Source organism: Nonomuraea sp. NPDC004354, assembly GCF_053602555.1.
On record NZ_JBSGDV010000031.1, the window covers coordinates 1 to 14,097 of the forward strand.

The window sequence follows — 14,097 nt, forward strand, 5'->3', positions numbered from 1 at the left end:
CATCCCCGAACCCGGTATCCCCGAATCCTTCAAGGTCCTCATCAAGGAAATGCAGTCACTGTGCCTGAACGTCGAGGTGCTGTCCAGCGACGGCACCTCGATCGAGATGCGCGACACCGACGAGGACGTCTTCAGGGCGGCCGAGGAGCTCGGTATCGACCTGTCCCGGCGCGAGCCGAGCAGCGTGGAAGAAGTCTGAGCGGGTCACGGCCGCAGGCCCGGCCACGCCGGCCGCGCGTGACCGGCAGGCACCCCGGATGTGCTGGGTGGTCACGCGGGGGCGCTCACTCGGAGCGGGAGCGCTCCTCGTCGGCGGGGCCGAGGGCGGCGTGGCCGTGTCCCTCACCGGTGTCCAGCGGGATCTTCTCCCCTCCGTACGCCCGGGACATGCGCGCCCGCAGCCTGCCGAGCGGGCCGCGCAGCCCCTTCGGCGGGATGCCCTCGGTCTCGGCGGCGCTGATCTCCCGGACGGGCTCCTTGCCCCGCACGTGGGCCTCGATGTCCTCCGACGGGGGCGTGTGGATCTCGACGTACTCACCGTGCGGCATCCGCTTGATCACACCCGCCTCCACGCCGTGCCCGATGACGGCGGCGTCGGAACGCTGCAGGCCCAGGCAGATCCGGTAGGTGACGATGTAGGCGACCACCGGGCCGGCCAGCACCAGCACCCGGCCGATGTAGGTCGTCCAGTTCAGGCTGATGTGGAAGTTGGCCGAGATCTCGTCGTTGGCGCCGAGCAGCCACAGCACCCCGTAGAAGGTGATGGCCGCCATGCCGATCGAGGTGCGGTGCGGGTTGTTGCGGGGCCGGTCGGTGATGTGGTGCTCGCGCCGGTCGCCGGTGACCCACTGCTCGGCGAACGGGTACAGGGCGAGCCCGGTCATGATGATGCCCATCGGCAGCAGCGCCGGGATGATCACGCTCAAGGGCAACGTGCCGGCCTGGGCGGTCCCGAACAGGTTGATCTCCCAGGCAGGCATCAGCCGCAGCGCGCCCTCCAGGAAGCCCATGTAGAAGTCGGGCTGCGACCCGGCCGAGATGTCAGCCGGGGTGTACGGGCCGAACGCCCAGATCGGGTTGATCTGTGCGAAGGTCGCCAGTCCGGCGATCACCGCGAAGGTGAACATGAAGAACGAACCGGCCTTGAGCATGAACGCCGGGAGGAACGGCGCGCCGACCACGTTGTGGTTGGTGCGTGCCTTGCCCGGCATCTGCGTGTGCTTCTGCACCCACATGAGCACCATGTGGGCCGAGATGAGGGCCAGCAGGATGCCCGGGATCAGCAGGATGTGCAGCGAGTAGAACCGCGCGATGACCGAGTCACCCGGATACTCCCCACCGAACAGGAAGAAGGTGATGTAGGTGCCGATGAGCGGCAGCGAGATCATCACGCCCTCGGTGATCCGCAGGCCCGCGCCGGACAGCAGGTCGTCGGGCAGCGAGTAGCCGGTCAGACCCTCGAGCAGCGCGAGCGTCAGCAGCATGACGCCGATCAGCCAGTTCAGCTCGCGCGGCTTGCGGTACGCGCCCGTGAAGAACACGCGGAGCATGTGCACCATCATGCCGGCCACGAACAGGAGGGCCGCCCAGTGGTGGATCTGCCGCATGAGCAGACCACCGCGCACCTCGAAGCTGATCTTCAGCGTCGAGGCGTAGGCCTCCGACATCATCACGCCCTTGAGCGGCTCGTAAGGGCCGTCGTAGGCGACCTCGCTCATGCTCGGCACGAAGAAGAACGTCAGGAACGTGCCGCTCAGCAGCAGGATGATGAACGAGTAGAGGGCGATCTCACCGAGCAGGAACGACCAGTGGTCCGGAAAGACCTTGCGCAGGTTACGCCGCAGGAAGTTGCCCGCGCCCGTCCGGTCGTCGAGGAAGCGGGCCGGACCGCCGGCGGCCTTCGGTACCCGCGTCAGCTCACCCATCGTCCTGTGCCTTCCTGCATCGCGAGACGGCGCGGTGGTATCGCCAGGCCACCCAGAAGCCCACGCCCACGCCGATGCCGGCGGCCAGCGCGTTGATGGTCCAGTGCACGACGTCGGAGCCGTAGCCGTACCCGTTGCCGAGCACGAGGACGGCGATGACGATCGCGGCCAGGACGCAGGCCGCCGCCCCCGACGCCACGCCGACCGCGACGGTGCGCACCAGCCGGGAGACGCGCGACCGCGGCCGCGGCGGGGGGAGCGGCGTGGCCAGGCGGCTGACGATCTCCTCAGGCGCCTCACCCACACGGCCGAGGCAGCGCTGCGAGATCAGACCCGATCGGTCCTCGCCGACGCAGATCCATTGGTCGCCCGACACGTAGACGATCGAGCGCGCGGAGTCGGGAAGGCCCAGCCGGACGAACTCCTCCCCCTCGGGAAAGTGTCTGATCCGGTACGGCACGGCAGGCAGCTGGGCGTCCAGCGCGTCGAGGAGTTCGGTCAGCTGGTGCATCCGGGTCATCGCCCCCTCACCCTCTTTCTCCCATCTTCGCGCGACAACCTTCTGCGGATGCACTGCCAGCCGTCAAAGATGCACCGGCTTCGCGCCCCCCGGGGAGCATGCCCTTGCGCTCGGCGCCCTGCCCGTCACCCACGGTCACCCTGAGCCTGGGGGTCCGCACTCCACGGGGTGTCCCGAAGAGCCTCGGCGCGCTCTCAAGGGACGTCAGCCCACGTCCTGTGCCGGTTCCCGTCAGGCGTCAGCCCGAGCTCTCCGCCGGATCCCCTGAAGGCGGCCGCCCGCGCCCCCAGCCGGGATCATCGGCCCCTCGCGTGGGCTGTCCCGACAACGCGTAAGCCCGCGCCCCCAGCCCGGATCACCGGCCCCTCGCGTGGGCTGTCCCGACAACGCGTAAGCCCGCACCCCAGGTCACCTGGGGCGCGGGCTTCCGGCCGAGACGAGACGTCTACAGCCCGCACAGCTCCGCGAGGCTCTTGGCCGAGCCGTTGTTGGCCGCCTGCCCGTTCCGCGTCGGCGTCTGCGAGGGCGTCGCGGTCTTGGAGGCCTGCGGCGTCGCCGCCACGGTGCCGGACGGGGACGTCGTCGCCCCGGGAGAGGCCGTCACCTGCGCCGCCAGCGCGCGCCTGCTCGGCTTCACCGAGTCGTTCAGCGCCTTGACGGTGGCCCTGCGGATCTTCGGCCAGTCCGGCGACCCGGTGTAGAAGTGCGGCGGCACGAACTGCAGGCTGGTGATCCGCGCGTCCTTGACCTTGAGAGCCAGGTTGGCCAGCGGCTCCAGCAACTCCTGCGGGATGTTCGTCTGCGCCATCCGCTTGGCCGCGTCCGCGATCTTGGTGAAGTTCGTGAGGATCTTGTCGGGCGTCGCCTGCTGGGCGAACGCGCCGATGACGCACCGCTGCCTGCCCATGCGGCTGAAGTCGTCGTCGACGACGCGGGAGCGCCCGTACCACAGCGCCTCCTCGCCGGACAGCCGCTGGTAGCCGGCCTTGATCGTGCCCGCGGTGCCGTAGTGGCCGCCCCACGGGATGTCCTTCTCCACGCGCAGCTTGATGCCGCCGATCGCGTCGACGAGGTCGACGAAGCCGTACATGTTGATCAGCGCGTAGTAGTCGAGCCGCAGCCCGAGCGTGTGGCCGATGGCGTCCATCAGCGCGCGGGGGCCCTTGTTCTTGCCGTGCATGATCTCGGGGTGGTCGTTGGCGAACTGCCAGACCTCGTTCAGCAGGCCGCCGTTGGGCAACTCGGCCATGAAGCCGTTCGGGAAGTGCTTGGCCAGCGGCGAGGACGGCGGGAACCGTACGTGCTGGAGGTTCCTGGGCAGGCTGAACAGCACGGTGTTGCCGGTCTTGATGTTGACGCTGGCCACGGTCATGCTGTCGGTCCGCACGCCCTGGCGGTTGCCGGCGCCGTCACCGCCGATGAGCAGGAAGTTGACCCGGTCCTTGCCGTTCCACGGGTCCTCCTCCTTGATCGGCTGCACCTCCGGGTCGGAGACCGAGGGGAAGATGCCCTGGACGGCGTCCCGCGTGGCCAGGACGGCGTTGGCGGTCAGCGCGAACGGCGACATCACCACCACGCACAGCAGTCCGACCACGATCCCGGAGACGATCTGGCCCCGGCCGTTCAGACGGTCGGGGCCGAGGGCGATGTAGGAGACGAGCACGAGCGCGAACCACGCCAGCGCGCCGATCACGGCGGCCACCGACACGGTGATCATCGTGCTCTCCCTGACCGCCGCGCCGAGGTTGCCCACGAAGGACAGGCCGTAAACGATCGCGGCGATCAGCAGCGCGCCGAACGCGCCCAGCAGCACGAATCCGGTACGGCGCCGCCCGGCCCGCAGGTGTGCGGCACCGGGCACGAGGGCCGACAGCGCGGTCCAGCCGATGATCGAGCCGACGCCCATCTTCCTGGCGAACGCGGGCGCCTGGGCCTTGGGCGTTCTCGGCGCCTTGGCGTTCTTCGGGCCGCCGGGCGCCTTGAGGCTCGGTCGCGTGTTCTGCTCCCTGACCGCCGGACCGGAGCCGGTGTCGCGCTGCGCGCCGCTGTCGTCCGCGGCGCGGTCCTGCGCCGCGCGGGCGCGGGTGCCACGCTCGCGGGAGGAGCGGTCCTGGCCGGTCTGGTCCGGCGCCGCGGAATCCTGCGCGGGGCGGTCCTGACCGGCGCCGTTCCGGGCGGATGGCTCCTGGGCGGAGGGCTCGGCGGGCGCGGCGCGCCGAGGCGCACGCCGCTTTCTGCCGCGCTCGGGGAAGTCTCCTCCAGGGCGCTTCGACACACCGGCTCCTTCGCACGTCGTACCAGGCCAAACCCGAAGGTTTGCCCCCCGTTGGTCACGAGATTGCCAGGATTCTAGCCCCCATATTGGGACATCAATGACAGATGACCAATGTGGGATGAACGCTCCATGAAGCTAGGACGTCGTGGAAGCGGGGGCCAGCCACGTGTTGCACTGGTAGGCCTTGTTCTTCAACCAGCCCTGCCGGAACCAGACGTTGTTGTTGGCCGGAGTGCCGTGGTCGCGGGGATACCCGGGATGGTCGCCCACCTTCGAGTAGAACCAGAACAGGATGTCACGCTGGTGGCCGCTGACCGGATAGGTGTCGGCCACCGCCCGCATGAACATACCCCCGAAACAGGTTGCCTGGAGTTCCAGTTTTCTGCTGAGTGCCAGCCGGCCGCCCTGGCTCGACGTCTGGACATGCTTCTGCCAGTGCGAGTCGAGGATGCCGGTGATCTGCTGGATGTGGTGACCGTACTCGTGGGCCATCATGCTGATCGTCGCCCCGTGCCAGGCGACCATCTCGCCGTACCCGATGGAGTTGCCGTTGCCCCTGGCCAGCGCCGAGGTGGAGGCATAGATGGTGTTGTTGCGCGGGCAGTAGTACGGCACCATGCTGCCGGGCGACGGGTAGTCGCCGCAGGCGCCCCTGCCGCGCTTGGCGGCGATCGCGTAGTTCGGCGGGCTCCAGTCGATGCCCTTCTTGCGCAGGATCGGGGCCCACGCCGCGTCCATGCACTTGCCGGTCTTCAGGATCAGCGCCTTGAGCTGGCTGTGGCTGAACAGGCTCGCGCTGCCCGCCCTGCACGTCGTGCGCGGCAGCCCGCCCGCGAAGTACAGCGTGTTGGCCTGCAGGCTCGTGTTGAGCTTGACCGTGGCGGGCTGCTCGGATGTCGGCTGTTCGGACGTCGGCGGCTCGGACGATGGCTGCTCCGAGGAGGAGGGCCGGTCCGACGACGGCTGGTCCGACGGCTGGTCGCTGGGCCGGTCCGACGGCTGGTCAGAGGAGGACGGCTGGTCGCTGGGCCGGTCGGTCGGCTCGGCCGACTCGTCGGTGTCGTCGTCCCGCGGCTCGAACGTCGGCGGCGTGTACGTGGGGATCGCGATCGGCGAGGTCGTGTCGGTGTCCGAGGCGCCCTTGAAGACCGCCGAGCCGATCACGAGCAGCACGAAGATCGCCGCCAGCGAACCGAACACCGCGCCGACGATGGCGCCCGCGTTCGACTTCCTGCGCTGCGGCGGGCGCTGCCACGGGCCGTACGGCCCCTGCGCGGGACCGTGCGGCGGCCGGTGACCAGGCCCTGGATGCGGCGGCGGGCCCTGCCGCGGCCGGCCGTTCCCCGGCGGGTACGGCCCGCCCTGCCCTGACCCGTGCGGATAGGGGCCGCCCTGTCCGGGTCCCTGCGGGTGCCCGCCTCCCTGGGGGTACGGTGCGCCCTGGCCGTTCCCCTGGGGGTAGGGGCCGCCCTGGCCCGGCCCGTGCGGGGGCGGGTACGGCATGCCGGGGTGAGGCGCCTGCGGCCCGCCGGGCGGCGGTCCGGCGGGCCGGTGGCCGTTCGGAGGGCCGGGCGGGGGAACGTACGGCCCCGCGGGCGGCGGCGGCTGCGGCGCGCCGTACGGCGGGGCCGGGCTTTGCGCCCCCGAGCCGTTCGGGTACGGGGCCTGCGCCCCCGAGCCGTTCGGGTGCGAAGGGTGCGCTCCTGGGCCGTGCGGGTACGGGGGCTGTGCTCCTGGGGCGTTCGGATGTGGGGCCTGCATGCCGTGGCCGGGCGGGGGCGGTGCCGGGGGGCCATGGCCGGGCGGGGGCGGGGTCTGTACGCCGGGACCGGGCGGAGGCGGCGGTTGCGCGGGGCCCGAACCGGGCGGCGGAGGCGGCGGCGCGTAGGGGTGCCCCTGCGCGGGTCCCTGAGGCGGGGCCGGGGGAGGCGTGGGCGGCCGGTACCGGCGGGTCGCGGGCTCCTCGTACGCCCCAGGCCCGTTCTGCTGGGGCGGCCACGTGGGGAAGGGCGGCTGCTGGGGCTCGCCGGACCCGGGCTCTCCCTGATGCCCCGGAGGCGGCGGTGGATATTGCCCGTTGCCTGTCACCCTGTCTCCCCCTCGACCTGGCCGTCCGAACCGGACCCACATACCGGACCTTTGCCGAATTTGGGGCAGAAGCATACTGATTTATCACCCGTCACGGATGTCGCCGTGCTCGATTACAGTCCGAAATCATTCGAGGTGATCTCTGCTATGTCGCCGTCCGAGCGGCCGCAGTTGTCCTAGCTTCAATGTCATGAATCTGCAGCAGCTCCGCTACGTGGTCGCGACTGCGGAGCACCGCACCATGACCGACGCGGCCAGGTCGCTCTACATCGCGCAGCCTGCGCTTTCACGCGCGATCCGAGACCTGGAGCGCGAGCTCGGGATGACCCTCTTCGCCCGTTCGGGGCGCGGGGTGGTCGTCACCGCGCACGGCCGCAGGGTGGTCAAGCTGGCCAAGGAGGCGCTCGACGCGGTGGGGGAGATCGAGGCGCTCTCCAGCCACGGCGGTGCCTCCGACGCCGAACTGCGCATCGCATCGACGACAACCCTCGAGCCCGGCCTGGCCGGGCGGCTGCTTCCCGCCTACGCGGCCGAGCATCCGGGTGTCCGCGTGCACATCATCCGCTGCGACGGCCGTGACGCGGTCGTCAACGCCATCAGGGACCAGCGGGCCGACCTCGGCCTCACCGACCTGCCGGTCCCGACCGACCTGATCACCCATCCCCTCGAACGACAGGAGATCGTGCTCATCTCGCCGCCGGGAACCGACCTGCCGGATCCCGTCCCGATGACCCACCTCGACGGACTACGCCTGGCCCTGCCCGCACGGGGAAGCGTCAGGAGAAGGGAGTTCGACGCGATGTTCGGCAAGTACGCGGTCAACCCGATCATCGTGCTGGAGACCGACGAGAGGAACGGCTGGCTCAACGCCGTCCGTGCGGGCCAGGCCTCGCTGCTGTGGTACCGCGGCATGGCCGAGCAGGCGCTCAGGGCCGGGCTGGTGGTGCGGTCACTCGAGCCCGCCGTCCGCCGCGTGATCGCCGTCGTCCACGCCCGCCGCAGGTTGCCGCTGATCGCCCAGGACTTCCTGGCGACCGCGGAGAAGGGTTCAGCCGCCTAGGAACGTTCCACCTCCACCGATCCGTACGCCCGGGGGCCACGCGCCACCCCCGCGGCCGACGCGGGGCCGGCAGCAGCGCACGCCGCCGCGGCCCGCCTCCTCACCCGTGCACCCTGACGCCAGACCCCGGACACGCCGGACCGCCTGCCGGGACACGCCCCTCCCCGACATCGGACCACGCCGCCCAGGCACCCGGCCACCGCAGCGCAAGCCCGTTCTGAGACAACCCTGAAGCCGGGCCCGCCGCCATCCGAACCCCTGCTCGTCTCGAGCCCGGATCCGCCGTCTTCCCGAACCCCTGCGCGTCTTGAGCTCGAATCCGCGTCCCCCCTGCACCCCTGCGCGTCTCGAGCCCGGATCCGCCGGCCCCCTGAACCCCTGCGCCTCGTCGCCCTCGAACCAGCCGCCGATCCGCGCGAGCCCGGGCCGACCTCCCTGAGCCCCCGGGCGTTCCCAGATCGGTCGCGACGGGCTCTTGCGGGTTTCCGGGCCGGGTCGGCCTGAACCCGGGTGCGTTCCCGGTCGGTCACCATGAGCCCCTGCGCGTCGCCGAGTCGGCCACTGAGAATCTCTTCATGTCCCGAGGCGACACCGGACGGGCAGGTGCGGGACGGCGATGTGCCAACCCGCGGGATCTTCCGTAGGCTCGAAGGTGATGAGCATCTTGCGACTGCGCGGCAAGGAGTTCGGTCCCGGAGACCACGCGGTGATGGCCGTGGTCAACAGGACCCCCGACTCCTTCTTCGACAAGGGAAAGACCTACGGCTTCGGCGCCGCGCTCGAAGCGGTCGACGCCGCGGTCGAGGGCGGCGCCGACATCGTCGACATCGGCGGCGTCAAGGCGGGCCCCGGCGACACGGTCGACGCCGAGGAGGAGATCAGGCGCGTCGCGGGCCTGGTCGCCGCCGTACGCGACCGCCATCCCGACCTGATCATCAGCGTCGACACCTGGCGCTCGGAGGTGGGCGACGTGGTGGCCGGCGCGGGGGCCGACCTGCTCAACGACACCTGGGGCGGCGTCGACCCGCTGCTGGCGGAGGTGGCGGCCAAGCACGGCGCCGGGCTGGTGTGCGCCCACGCGGGCAGGGTCGAGCCGCGCACCAGACCGCACCGCATCGCCTACGCCGACGTGGTCGCCGACGTCATCGGTTACACGGTCGACCTGGCCGAACGGGCCGTCGCCGCGGGGGTGGCGAGGGAGTCGATCCTCATCGACCCGGCCCACGACTTCGGCAAGAACACCTACCACTCGTTGGAGGTCAGTCGGCGGCTCGACGAGATGGTGGCCACCGGGTGGCCGGTGCTGGTGGCGGTGTCGAACAAGGACTTCGTCGGGGAGACGCTGGGCGGGCTGCCGGTGGACGAACGGCACGCGGGCACGATCGCGACGCTGGCGGTCTCGGCGCTGCAGGGCGCCAGGGTGTTCAGGGTGCACGACGCCGCCTCGGCGCGGGCCGGGCTGGCGGAGGTCGCGCGGCTCGCCCCCACGAATCCCACCCCCTGACCGCCGCCGACAGTCCCGGCGGTCATCGACCGACCGGCCGGAGAGCCGAGCGGGTGCCCTCGCCGGCCGTCCGGGACGGGCCCGGCCCACAGCCGTGAGGCGGCCGGACGACGAGCGGGCAGGCGACCCAGGCCGAGCAACCGTAGACCTGGGGCGGCGATCCAGGGCCGTCAGCCGTCAGCCGTCAGCCCGGCGGGCGGCCGTGGAGCGGCCGGGGCAGATGGTGGGGCGGAGACGCGAGAAGGCGAGTCGGTGCGGAGCTGGGGTGAGAGGAAAGGCGGAGGGGGTGAAACGGGAAGGGCTCCGGCAGATCGGGAACCGGGGGTCTGTACAAGCCCTCAGCGACGCGACCCTGCGGAGAGGTCGCGGGGTGCGGTGGTGCGGCGGCGGTAGTAGTCGACGGCCACCAGAGCGAGCAGAGGGCTCCAGGCTGCCAGGGGCCAGTACGTGACGTTGAAGATCACGGCCCGGCCCGTGATCGCCTCGACTTCGCAGTTCGGTCGATCAGATGAGGGCGGGCAGCCGCACCACCGCGCGCAGGCCCGGCCCGGCGTCCTCCAGGTGGACGGCCCCGCCGTGCGCCCTCAGCGTCTCGCGGACGATCGCCAGGCCCAGGCCCGCGCCGCCCTCGTCCCTGCTGCGCCCGTGGTCGAGCCTGGTGAAGCGGTTGAACACCCGCTCCCTGTCCTCCTCGGGGATGCCCGGGCCGTCGTCGGTGACGGTGAGCACGCCGTCGCGGGTCAGCGCCACCTCGACGGTGGAGGTGGCGTGCCGGACGGCGTTGTCCATCAGGTTGGTCACCACGCGGCTCAGGTCGAGGGCGTCGCCGCGCACCACGACGGGGTCGCAGGCGGTCAGCCTCGCCTCGCCGTACCTCTCCACCACCTGACGGACGACCTCGTCCAGGTTGACGGGTACGTTCCTGGCCAGCCTGCCGCCGCGCTCGTCCAGCCTGGCCAGCGCGAGCAGGTCCTCGGCCAGGCGCGACAGGCGCAGCGTGTCCTCCAGCACGCCTTCGGCCGTCTCGGTCCAGTCCTGCCCGTCGGGGTGACCGAGCGCCACCTCCAGCTGGAGCCTGATGCTGGCCAGCGGGCTGCGCAGCTCGTGCGCGGCGTCGGAGACAAGCGCCCGCTGGCGGGACTCGGCCTCTTCCAGTCTGGCCAGCATGTCGTTGAGGGTGACGGCCAGCGAGTGGACCTCGTCGCGGGCGGCGGGCACCGGCAACCGCCTCGACCTGGCGGTGTGGGTGATGTCCGCCGCGCCTCTGCGCAGCGCGTCGATCGGCCGCAGCGTCCTGCCGATGATCAGCCAGCCGCCGCCCGCCAGGAAGGCCACCAGCAGCGGCGTGCCGAACAGCAGCACCTTGCCCGCCGTGAGCAGGCTCCGCTCGATCTCGCGCACCGGCCGCGCGGCCAGCACCGTCACGCCCCTGTCACCGCTGACGACGACGACCCGCAGCGGCCCGGGGATCCCGTACGGCTCGCCGTTCAGGAACCAGGCCGAGTCGTGGCGCAGCGCCCTGCGCCGGTCGCCGGCGTCGAGCAGGGGAACCAGCCGGTCGGCGCCGTAGGTGCCGTGGGTGACCCTGCCGTCAGCTCCGACGACCTGCACGATCGTGCCGTCCTGGGTGGTGATCGGGTCGGTCAGCGTGCCGCTGTCGGCCTGAGCCCGCACCACCTGCGCGTGCTGCCTGGTGGTCTCGTCCACGGTGTTCGTCAGCGACCGGCCGAGCACCATCATCAGCACCGAGGCCGACACCGCGAACGCGAGCGCGAGCCCCACGGCCGACAGCGCCGTCAGGCGGAAGCGCAGGCTCTTGCGCCGCCACCACTCAGCCATCGTCAGCCACCGTCGCCGGCCAGCCGGTAACCCGCGCCGCGCACGGTCTGGAGCGCGTTCCTGCCGAACGGGCCGTCGATCTTGCGACGGAGGTAGCCGACGTACACCTCGACCACGTTCGGGTCGGTGTCGAAGGTGTCCCAGACGTGCTCGAGGATCTCCGCCTTCGACACCACCTCGTCGTGGCGGCGCATCAGGTACTCCAGCAGCGCGAACTCCCGGGGCGTCAGCTCCACCGACTCCTCCCCGCGCTGCACCTTGCGCCTGGCCGGGTCCAGCGACAGGTCGCCCGCCGTCAGCACCGCGGGACGCCGCCCCGCGTCGCGCCGCAGCAGCGCGCGCAGCCTGGCCACCAGCACCACGTAGGAGAACGGCTTGGTGAGGTAGTCGTCGGCGCCCAGATCGAGCCCGTCGGCCATGTCGTACTCGCCGTCCTTGGCCGACAGCATGAGGATGGGCACCCAGTTCTCCTCCGCGCGCAACCGCTTGCACACGTTGTAGCCCGACAGCCGGGGCAGCATGATGTCGAGCACGACCACGTCGTAGTCGCCGTGCCTGGCCAGGTGCAGCCCCTCCTCGCCGTCGTGGGCGAGATCCACGGCGAACCCCTCGGCCTGCAGCCCCCGCTGGAGGGCGGCGGCCATCCGCCGTTCGTCCTCGACGACCAGAACTCTCATAGCGCACATAGTGCACCATCGGTGCTGAGAGGCCTCTCAGCTCGTCTCAGGATCACCACAGCACTCCTCACGCACTGTTGAGACGTAAGCAATACCGTGAAGGAGTGAGATGTCCAGAGGCAAGCTCGTGAGGTGGGGCGTCCCCGTCGCGGCCGTCGCCGTGATCGGTGCCGCCATCGGCGCGGGTCCGGTCATCGCCGCCGTCAGCGGGGACCCCGTCCTGCCGGAACGCTCGGCGCAGCAGCTGCTGGCCGAGGCCGCCGCGGCGGTGCAGAAGGACGGCCTGCCCCCGATGTCGGGGACGGTCGTGGAGACCGCCTCCCTCGGCCTTCCCGCCCTGCCGCAGGGCGCCGCCACCGGTTCCCCGCTCAGCCTGCTGTCGGGTTCCCACGAGGCGAAGGTCTGGTACGGCTCCCGCGACCAGTTCAGGCTGGCCGTACCGGGCCCGATGAGCGAGACCAACGTCATCGTGAACGGCGACCAGACGTGGCTGTGGGAGAGCCAGTCCAACCGGGCCACGCGCGTCAAGCTGGCCCCCGGCACCGCCGACCGGCCCGGCGCGACGCACGTGCCCGACGCCCCCGCGCTGACCCCCCAGCAGGCCGCCGAGCGCCTGCTGGCCCAGGTCGGCGAGCACAGCGTGGTCAGCGTGACCAACACCACCAAGGTGGCCGGACGCCCGGCCTACGAGCTGGTGCTGGCGCCCAAGCAGGACGGCTCGCTGATCCAGGACGTCCGCCTGGCGCTCGACGGCGAGACCTACGTCCCGCTGCGCGTCCAGGTGTACGCCAAGGGGTCGGCGGAGCCGGCCTTCGAGGTCGGGTTCACCCAGGTCACCTTCTCCGCCCCCGCGAAGGAGAACTTCACCTTCACCCCGCCCGCGGGCGCCAAGGTGGAGGAGAAGACGTTCGGCCCGGCCCTCGAGGACCGCAAGCCCGAGCACGACTTCCGCGAAGGCGCGGTCAAGACCGTCGGCGCCGGCTGGACCACGGTCGCGGTCCTGCCGACGCCCACGCCCACGGCAGGGGCCGCCCAGCCGCAGGCCGAACCCGGTGGCGAGCAGGCGCCCTCGCTCGATGCCATCCTGCGCACCGCCACGCCGGTGAGCGGCCCGTGGGGGAGCGGCAAGCTGATCAAGACCAAGCTGGTCAGCGTGCTGTTCACCGACGACGGCCGGCTGCTGGTCGGCGCGGTCACCCCGGAGGAGCTCACGAAGGCGGCAGGCGCCAGGTGAGCATGACGCTGGAAGCGGGGGCGCCCTCAGGGGCGGCCCCGCCCTCCGCTGACCACGCGATCGTCACGGAGGGCCTGACCAAGCGCTTCAAGGGCGGGCAGGTCGCGGTCGACGCCCTTGACCTGACCGTGCCGCGCGGCTCGGTCTACGGCTTCCTCGGCCCGAACGGGTCGGGCAAGACCACCACCATCCGCATGCTGCTCGGCCTGGTCACGCCCACCTCCGGCACCTACGCGACGGTCCCGCTGCCGCGGGTGGGGGCGCTGGTCGAGGGCCCGGCCTTCTACCCCTACCTGTCGGGCGAGGCCAATCTGCTGCGCTACGACGCCGCCGACCCCACCGCCTCGGGCCGCACCGCCCGCGCCAGGGTCGGCGCCGCGCTGGAGCGGGTGGGCCTGTCGGCCGCCGCCGGCAAGCGCTACCGCGCCTACTCCCTCGGCATGCGGCAGCGCCTGTCCATCGCCGCCGCCCTGCTCGGCCCGCGCGATCTGCTCATCCTCGACGAGCCGACCAACGGCCTCGACCCGCAGGGCACCCGCGAGGTCCGCACGCTGGTCAAGGAGATCGCCGCCGACGGCACCACGGTGTTCGTCTCCTCGCACCTGCTGGCCGAGATCGAGCAGATGTGCACGCACGCGGCCATCATGCGCACCGGCAGGCTCGTCGCCGACGGCACGATCGCCTCGCTGAGCGGTGGCCGCGCCCCGCGCGTCAGGGTGGAGACGCCCGATGGCGCGGACGCGGCGCGGGTGCTGCGCGGGCTCGGCCTGGCGGCCGTCACCCACGAGGGGACGCAGGTGAGCGCCGAGCTCGGCGGTCACGCCCCCGAGCGGCTCAACGTCGCGCTGGTCGAGGCCGGCGTCGCGGTCAGGGGCCTGTCGGTCGTACGGCCCAGCCTGGAAGAGGTCTTCGTCGGCCTGACGGGGGAGGGGTTCGATGTCGAAGGTTGAGCCCGAAGTGGCAGACCTGGTGGCA

General features: G+C 71.6%; 11 protein-coding genes. 5 read left to right on the forward strand and 6 right to left on the reverse strand.

The genetic code is table 11. The features are described from left to right. Window positions 1-199 (forward strand): hypothetical protein (locus tag ACWENQ_RS43170; RefSeq protein WP_354921558.1); only part of this gene is annotated, 199 nt, incomplete at its 5' end. 85 nt (window positions 200-284) lie between these two features. On the opposite strand, the gene qcrB is transcribed toward ACWENQ_RS43170, so the two are convergent. The 4 genes from qcrB to ACWENQ_RS43190 all read right to left on the reverse strand — a co-directional run bounded on the left by qcrB (window position 285) and on the right by ACWENQ_RS43190 (window position 6,223). Further along, window positions 285-1,925: a cytochrome bc1 complex cytochrome b subunit gene (gene qcrB / locus ACWENQ_RS43175; protein ID WP_449931078.1), complete on the reverse strand. Its 1,641-nt coding sequence runs from the start codon at window positions 1,923-1,925 to the stop codon at window positions 285-287. Further along, window positions 1,918-2,445 carry a hypothetical protein gene (locus ACWENQ_RS43180; protein ID WP_449931076.1) on the reverse strand — a complete coding sequence of 176 codons (528 nt, stop codon included), beginning with the start codon at window positions 2,443-2,445 and terminating at the stop codon, window positions 1,918-1,920. Before ACWENQ_RS43180 ends, qcrB begins: the two co-directional genes overlap by 8 nt. 445 nt (window positions 2,446-2,890) lie before the next feature. After that, on the reverse strand, window positions 2,891-4,720 hold the full coding sequence (locus ACWENQ_RS43185) for an LCP family glycopolymer transferase (RefSeq protein WP_452419426.1): 1,830 nt from the start codon (window positions 4,718-4,720) through the stop codon (window positions 2,891-2,893). A 135-nt stretch (window positions 4,721-4,855) separates the two neighbouring features. Next, window positions 4,856-6,223, reverse strand: a complete 1,368-nt coding sequence (locus ACWENQ_RS43190) for a neutral zinc metallopeptidase (protein ID WP_452419427.1) — start codon at window positions 6,221-6,223, stop codon at window positions 4,856-4,858. Between the two features lie 775 nt (window positions 6,224-6,998). On the opposite strand from ACWENQ_RS43190, the gene ACWENQ_RS43195 reads away from it, so the two are divergent. Both ACWENQ_RS43195 and folP read left to right on the forward strand, forming a co-directional pair. After that, window positions 6,999-7,868, forward strand: coding sequence for a LysR family transcriptional regulator (locus ACWENQ_RS43195; protein ID WP_354921543.1), 870 nt, complete (start codon window positions 6,999-7,001; stop codon window positions 7,866-7,868). Window positions 7,869-8,523: 655 nt separating this feature from the next. Continuing rightward, window positions 8,524-9,372 carry a dihydropteroate synthase gene (folP, locus tag ACWENQ_RS43200; protein ID WP_354921540.1) on the forward strand — a complete coding sequence of 283 codons (849 nt, stop codon included), beginning with the start codon at window positions 8,524-8,526 and terminating at the stop codon, window positions 9,370-9,372. 504 nt (window positions 9,373-9,876) lie between these two features. On the opposite strand, the gene ACWENQ_RS43205 is transcribed toward folP, so the two are convergent. Both ACWENQ_RS43205 and ACWENQ_RS43210 read right to left on the reverse strand, forming a co-directional pair. Next, window positions 9,877-11,211 (reverse strand): sensor histidine kinase, encoded by a 1,335-nt coding sequence (locus ACWENQ_RS43205; protein ID WP_449931069.1) that lies wholly within the window; start codon window positions 11,209-11,211, stop codon window positions 9,877-9,879. Between the two features lie 2 nt (window positions 11,212-11,213). Next, window positions 11,214-11,888 (reverse strand): response regulator transcription factor, encoded by a 675-nt coding sequence (locus ACWENQ_RS43210; RefSeq protein WP_354921535.1) that lies wholly within the window; start codon window positions 11,886-11,888, stop codon window positions 11,214-11,216. 109 nt (window positions 11,889-11,997) lie between these two features. On the opposite strand from ACWENQ_RS43210, the gene ACWENQ_RS43215 reads away from it, so the two are divergent. Then, window positions 11,998-13,122, forward strand: coding sequence for a LolA family protein (locus ACWENQ_RS43215; RefSeq protein WP_449931067.1), 1,125 nt, complete (start codon window positions 11,998-12,000; stop codon window positions 13,120-13,122). 2 nt (window positions 13,123-13,124) lie between these two features. After that, on the forward strand, window positions 13,125-14,072 hold the full coding sequence (locus tag ACWENQ_RS43220) for an ATP-binding cassette domain-containing protein (protein WP_452419428.1): 948 nt from the start codon (window positions 13,125-13,127) through the stop codon (window positions 14,070-14,072). Window positions 14,073-14,097 lie beyond the last annotated feature (25 nt).

Excerpts from the sequence above, each read along its gene's own strand:
- ACWENQ_RS43190 (WP_452419427.1), bottom strand. The coding sequence starts at position 6,223 with ATGCCGTACCCGCCCCCGCACGGGCCGGGCCAGGGCGGCCCCTACCCC.
- qcrB (WP_449931078.1), bottom strand. The coding sequence starts at position 1,925 with ATGGGTGAGCTGACGCGGGTACCGAAGGCCGCCGGCGGTCCGGCCCGC.
- ACWENQ_RS43215 (WP_449931067.1), top strand. The coding sequence starts at position 11,998 with ATGTCCAGAGGCAAGCTCGTGAGGTGGGGCGTCCCCGTCGCGGCCGTC.
- ACWENQ_RS43220 (WP_452419428.1), top strand. The coding sequence starts at position 13,125 with ATGACGCTGGAAGCGGGGGCGCCCTCAGGGGCGGCCCCGCCCTCCGCT.
- ACWENQ_RS43205 (WP_449931069.1), bottom strand. The coding sequence starts at position 11,211 with ATGGCTGAGTGGTGGCGGCGCAAGAGCCTGCGCTTCCGCCTGACGGCG.
- ACWENQ_RS43195 (WP_354921543.1), top strand. The coding sequence starts at position 6,999 with ATGAATCTGCAGCAGCTCCGCTACGTGGTCGCGACTGCGGAGCACCGC.
- folP (WP_354921540.1), top strand. The coding sequence starts at position 8,524 with ATGAGCATCTTGCGACTGCGCGGCAAGGAGTTCGGTCCCGGAGACCAC.
- ACWENQ_RS43210 (WP_354921535.1), bottom strand. The coding sequence starts at position 11,888 with ATGAGAGTTCTGGTCGTCGAGGACGAACGGCGGATGGCCGCCGCCCTC.
- ACWENQ_RS43180 (WP_449931076.1), bottom strand. The coding sequence starts at position 2,445 with ATGACCCGGATGCACCAGCTGACCGAACTCCTCGACGCGCTGGACGCC.